We start from the raw sequence: 5,166 nt of genomic DNA, 5'->3' as shown, positions 1-5,166 counted from the left end.
GGCGGACGTCGCCGTGAACAGCGCGTCGACGAACGACGCCGAGCGCCCGGACGCCGTGGCCCACGGCGCGAGCAGCAGCGCGGTGAACAGCGCGATGACGGCCGCGAAGACGGTGACGCCCGCCGCACCGACCGCCGGGACCGCGGCGGCCGGGCCGACGACGGCCAGGACGCGCAGCGCTGCGGAGAAGCGGTCGTCCGTGCGCGCCTCCTGCAGCACCTGCCGGTGACGCACCCGGTGCGGGACGTAGGAGCCCAGCCACAGCAGGAACACCGCGAGCGCGACGATCCCCGAGGCCGATTCCACGTCACGACGGTAGGCGAGGCGAGCGGCCCCGCTCCGCACGCGTCCCGGCGTGTCGGGTTGTCATCCGGCCTCCCGACGTGTTGCCTGCCATCGCGCGAGCAGCCCGCCGGGCACCTCCTCCGCCGTGATCGCGAACGTCCGGTGGTCGCGCCACTCGCCCTGGATGTGCAGGAACCGCTCGCGCAGCCCCTCGTCGCGCAGGCCGAGCTTCTGCACGACGCGCAGGCTCGGCACGTTCTCCGGCCGGATGTTGATCTCGATGCGGTGCAGCCCGAGGACCCCGAAGCAGTAGTCCGTCGCCATCGCGACGCCCGTCGGGATGATGCCGCGGCCGGCGACGTGCTCGCTCACCCAGTAGCCGATGCTCGCGCCGCACAGCGAGCCGTACGTGATGGAGGACACGGTGAGCTGGCCGACCAGCTCGCCGTCGAACTCGACCGCGAAGGGCAGCGACGAGCCGCCCCGTGCCTGGGCCGACAGCGTCCGGACGTACTCGGCGAAGGTCGGCGGGCCGCCCGGCCCGCGGCGCGGGGACGTCGCCTCCCACCGCTCGAGCCACTCGGCGTTGCGCGCCCGGAGCGTCATCCAGGTCTGGCCGTCGCGGCGGCGCAGGGGACGCAGGACGACCGAGCCGTCGAGCGCGTCCTCGCGCAGCGTCACCGGCCACGGCTTGGCGACGGTCCACGCCCGCCCCGTCCTCGCCGTCATGCCGGAGCCCCTCGTACGACGTCCACCCGCGGCCCTCCTCGCCCGTGCCGAAGCACGGTCCGTCCGGCCTCGCTGACAGGGTGTACCACGGGAACGACCGACGCCACCAGCCACGGGCCCCGGTCCCCGCGCCGCCGTCCGACGGTGCGCCGCGCCTCGGCGGACAGGTGACAATAGGGACATGAGTGGCCCGGTCCAGCCGTACCCCCTGCACGGAAGCATCGAAGCCGAGGACGCGAAGGAGATCCTCCGCAAGGCCATCCGGACGAACCGGCAGTCCCGGTCCGAGCGGCTCCGCAAGGAGGCGGCCGCCGCGATCGCGGACGTGGTCGAGACGATCCCCGAGGTCGCCGCCGCGACGTGCGTCGCGACCTACGCCGCCCGGCCCGCCGAGCCCGGCACGCTCGACGTGCTCGAGCGGCTCTCCGCCCGCGGGGCGCGCATCCTGCTGCCCGTCCTGGGCGCCGGGCTGCAGCGCGACTGGGCCGAGTACGGCGGCCCGGCGGACCTGCAGGTGCGCGCGCCCGGGCGTCCGCCCGAGCCGGGCACGCCCACGCTCGGCCCGGAGGCGCTCGCGCACGCCGACGTCGTCATCGCGCCCGCGCTCGCCGTCGACACCCGTGGGGTGAGGCTCGGCCAGGGCGGCGGCTGGTACGACCGCGCGCTCGAGCACCGGCGCCCCGGCGCGAAGGTCGTGGCCGTCGTGTTCCCGGAGGAGGTCTACGACGCCGCGGACCGCCCCCTGCCGGTCCAGCCGCACGACCGCCCGGTCGACGCCGTCGCGACGCCGCTCGGGTGGCGCTGGCTGCCCTGAGCGCGGCCTACCGCGCGAGCGGGCTCAGGGCGCGAGCGTGAGCTCGTCGCGCCCGGCCTCCTCGACGGCGTCGCGGCTGAACGGCCACGGGAACGTCTCGCCGTCGGCCCACGTGCGCAGCTGGTCGTCGTAGTGCGGTGACGCCGGGTGGCCGGACGTGCCGGTCACCGTCACCCACGTGGAGCGGTCGAGATCGCCGAGGTCGACGACCATGCGCATCGACGGCCCGGCGGTCACGGCGAACGAGCCGGACGACGCATCCCACGACGTCGCGTTGACGATCGACGACCCGCCCGGCATGCCGACCGGGTCCGGATTGACGTACTCGCGCACGGGCGCCGGGATCGACTCGCCGCCGAGCACCGGGTGCTCCAGCGCGAGCACGTGCAGGTCGCCCCACGCCCAGTCGTCGGGCACCTTGCTCTGCTCGACGGTGAGGTCGAGCCGCGCGGAGATCAGCGCCTGCGTGAGCACCTCGTCGCGGGACTCGACGACGCTCACCGTCTGGCGGTCGTCCCAGAACGGGTCGGTCGGGTTCTCGACGAGCCGCTGGACCACCGCGAGCCACCGGCTGCCGCCGTCGGGGCGCGCGGACTCGGGCAGGTCGTCCCAGAACGTCAGCTGGAGCAGGTTGCGCCACACCGCGGCGAAGTACGCGGCCGCCGCCGAGTCGGTGTCGGTGCGGTAGTCCCAGTCCGCGAGGAGCTCCTGGCCCTGTGCGGCGAACTCGTCCTCGATCTCCTGGTCGAGCAGCACGGGCACGAGCGCCTCGGCGTAGGGGCTGCGGTCGTCGACCTGGATCGTGTTCATCGTGTCCACGTCGATGGCGCGCCCCGCCGCGATCTCCTCCTCGAGGAGCTGGCGGATGCGCTGGGAGCGGTAGCCGTAGTCCCAGTCGGTCGTGAGGTGCGGCGCGACACCGGCCGGCAGGACGGCCTGGTTCGCCGCCACGACGATGCCCTCGGCCGGGTCGACGACGCGTGGCATCTGCTCGCTCGGCACGTACCCGGTCCAGTCGTAGCGCTCGTCCCAGCCCGGCCGCGGCCACGTGCCGTCGGACGGCACCGGCCCGGGGACCTGCTGGCGCACCGGGATCTTCCCGGGGGCCTGGTAGCCGATCTGCCCGTCCGTCGTCGCGAACACGATGTTCTGCGCCGGCACCTCGAACAGCGCCGCGGCGGCCTGCATGTCCTCGGCGTCGGCGGCCAGGTTGAACGCGAACACGGCGTCGGCCGTGCGGCCCGGCTCGAGCGCCGTCCACTGCAGCGCGACGGCGTACTCCCCCAGCCGCGTGCCGTCGACGGGCGACTCGGTGACGGCCTCGGTGGCGTCGATGACGGTCGAGACGATCGGGCCGTGCACCGTGGAGCGGACCTCGAGCTCGACGTCCTCGCCGCCGGCGACGCGCAGCGTCTCGGTGCGGGTCTCGAGCGGCTCCCACCGGTCGCCGCGCAGGTAGGTGTCGTCGCGCACGCGCTCGATGAAGAAGTCGGTGACGTCGGCGCCCATGTTCGTCAGGCCCCACGCGAGCTCGGCGTTGTGCCCGATGACGACGCCCGGGAACCCGGCGAAGGAGAAGCCGGCGACGTCGAACGCGCAGTCCGGGCCGACGTCGGTGCAGTGCAGCCCCACCTGCGCCCAGATGCCCGGGGCGCCGAGGCTCAGGTGCGGGTCGTTGGCGAGGATCGGGCTGCCGCTCGCGGTGTGCTCGCCGGAGACGACCCACGAGTTCGAGCCCGTGCCCTCCCCGCGGGCGACGAGGACGGGGACGGCGTCGAGCGCCCGCTCCGCCGCGTCGACGGCGGCCTGCAGGTGGTCGGAGCCGTACGTGCGCGCGCCCTCCGGCGTGAGCTCCTGGTCGACGCGCTGCGGGTTCTCGAGCTCGCCCGGCTGCAGGATCGGCGCGTTGACCTCGGCCGGGTAGGCGGGGAAGAGCTCCGCGACACGCGCCGGGTCCTGCAGCGTGCCGTGCGCGAGCGCGCGCTCGAGCTCGGAGTCGTAGTTGCCGCGCAGGTCCCACGCCATCGCCTTGAGCCACGCGAGCGAGTCGATCGGGTCCCACGGCTCGGGCTCGGCGACCTCGACCTGCAGGCCCAGCACCGTGTACTCGAGCGCGATCTCCCCCGGGCTGCGGTCCTCCAGGTAGGCGTTGACCCCCTCGGCGTACGCCTGGAGGTACTCGCGCGTCTCGGGCGCGATCAGCTCCCACTCCTGCTCCGCGACGCGGCGCCAGCCGAACGTGCGCGTCACCGCGTCGGCGGCGATCGCGTCGGGGTCGTCGCCGACGAGCTCGGCGAGGCGCCCCGACGTCACGTGCCGCCGGTAGTCCATCTCGAAGAAGCGGTCCTGCGCCTGCACGTACCCCTGCGCACGGAACAGGTCCTCGGGGGTGTCGGCGTAGATCTGCGGCACGCCGAGCTCGTCGCGGACGACGGTCACCTCGGCACCGAGGCCCGGGAGCGAGACCTCGCCGCCGGCCTCCGGCAGCGGACGGCGCACGGTCACGACCGCGAGGGTCACGCCCGCCACGAGCACCACGACGAGCAGCGCCGCGACCGCGACGAGCGCCCGGCGCCCCCCGAGCCGGCGCGGTGGCGGCGGAGCGTCGTGCGTCGGGTTCTCGGCCGTCGTGCCGGCAGGGTTCTCGGCGGGTTCGTGCGCAGACACGGATGCGAGACTACCCCGGCACGGCCGCCCGGCCGGCCCCGCGTATGATTAGCACTCGGAAGTTTCGAGTGCCAGCGACTGTTGACCTGACGCAGGCCCCCACGGCCGCACACCGTCACGTGAACGAGGAGATCCCGTGCCCACCTACGCGTACACCTGCACCGCCTGCGGCCACGCCTTCGACATCCACCAGGCCTTCACCGACGACGCGCTCACGGTCTGCCCCGAGTGCTCCGGTCGCCTGCGCAAGGTGTTCTCGTCCGTCGGGGTGACGTTCAAGGGCTCCGGCTTCTACCGCACCGACTCGCGCTCCGGCTCGTCGTCGAGCACGCCCGCGAGCTCGTCCTCGTCCTCGTCCTCGTCGACGTCGTCCTCCTCGAGCTCCTCCGGCTCGTCGACGGGCGCGAAGGCCGCCTCCTCCTGACCCGCGGCGGTCCGGGCAGGCGCGACCTGCCCGGACGTCCGACCACAGGTCTCGGCCGCCCCCGGGCCGTAGCGAGCCGGGCCCGCCCCGTCCACAGGCGTACGGCGCGGGTCCCGGCCCGCTCGCTACGGTCCCCGGCCATGACCTCCTCCCCTGGCCGCGGCCGCGCGGTGCCCGACGACGCCCGGTCGCGTGCGCGGTCGGCGCGCCGACGCGCGGGCGTGCTGTGGTGGCGCCTGCGCTTCGT

At 74.6% G+C, this 5,166-nt stretch carries 4 protein-coding genes and 1 pseudogene; 2 read left to right on the top strand and 3 right to left on the bottom strand.

The window, feature by feature from the left end; translation table 11 throughout:
- Positions 1 to 306, bottom strand: a pseudogene (locus JZ5iCDA_RS15420) (hypothetical protein); the annotation flags it as partial.
- Between the two features lie 60 nt (positions 307 to 366).
- Positions 367 to 1,014, bottom strand: a complete 648-nt coding sequence (locus JZ5iCDA_RS15415; RefSeq protein WP_069387953.1) for a GNAT family N-acetyltransferase — start codon at positions 1,012 to 1,014, stop codon at positions 367 to 369.
- 181 nt (positions 1,015 to 1,195) lie between these two features.
- Between JZ5iCDA_RS15415 and JZ5iCDA_RS15410 the strand changes: the two genes are divergently transcribed.
- On the top strand, positions 1,196 to 1,828 hold the full coding sequence (locus tag JZ5iCDA_RS15410; protein ID WP_069387952.1) for a 5-formyltetrahydrofolate cyclo-ligase: 633 nt from the start codon (positions 1,196 to 1,198) through the stop codon (positions 1,826 to 1,828).
- A gap of 24 nt (positions 1,829 to 1,852) precedes the next feature.
- On the opposite strand, the gene JZ5iCDA_RS15405 is transcribed toward JZ5iCDA_RS15410, so the two are convergent.
- Positions 1,853 to 4,495, bottom strand: a complete 2,643-nt coding sequence (locus JZ5iCDA_RS15405) for a penicillin acylase family protein (protein WP_083260067.1) — start codon at positions 4,493 to 4,495, stop codon at positions 1,853 to 1,855.
- Positions 4,496 to 4,631: 136 nt separating this feature from the next.
- Here JZ5iCDA_RS15405 and JZ5iCDA_RS18035 point away from each other — a divergent pair, with 136 nt between their 5' ends.
- Positions 4,632 to 4,919, top strand: a complete 288-nt coding sequence (locus tag JZ5iCDA_RS18035; protein ID WP_083260066.1) for an FmdB family zinc ribbon protein — start codon at positions 4,632 to 4,634, stop codon at positions 4,917 to 4,919.
- Positions 4,920 to 5,166 lie beyond the last annotated feature (247 nt).

It is taken from the genome of Cellulosimicrobium cellulans, assembly GCF_001722485.1.
Taxonomy (GTDB): domain Bacteria; phylum Actinomycetota; class Actinomycetes; order Actinomycetales; family Cellulomonadaceae; genus Cellulosimicrobium; species Cellulosimicrobium cellulans_A.
The sequence above is the reverse complement of the archived record's forward strand: the minus strand, read 5'-3'. Positions and strand labels throughout refer to the sequence as shown.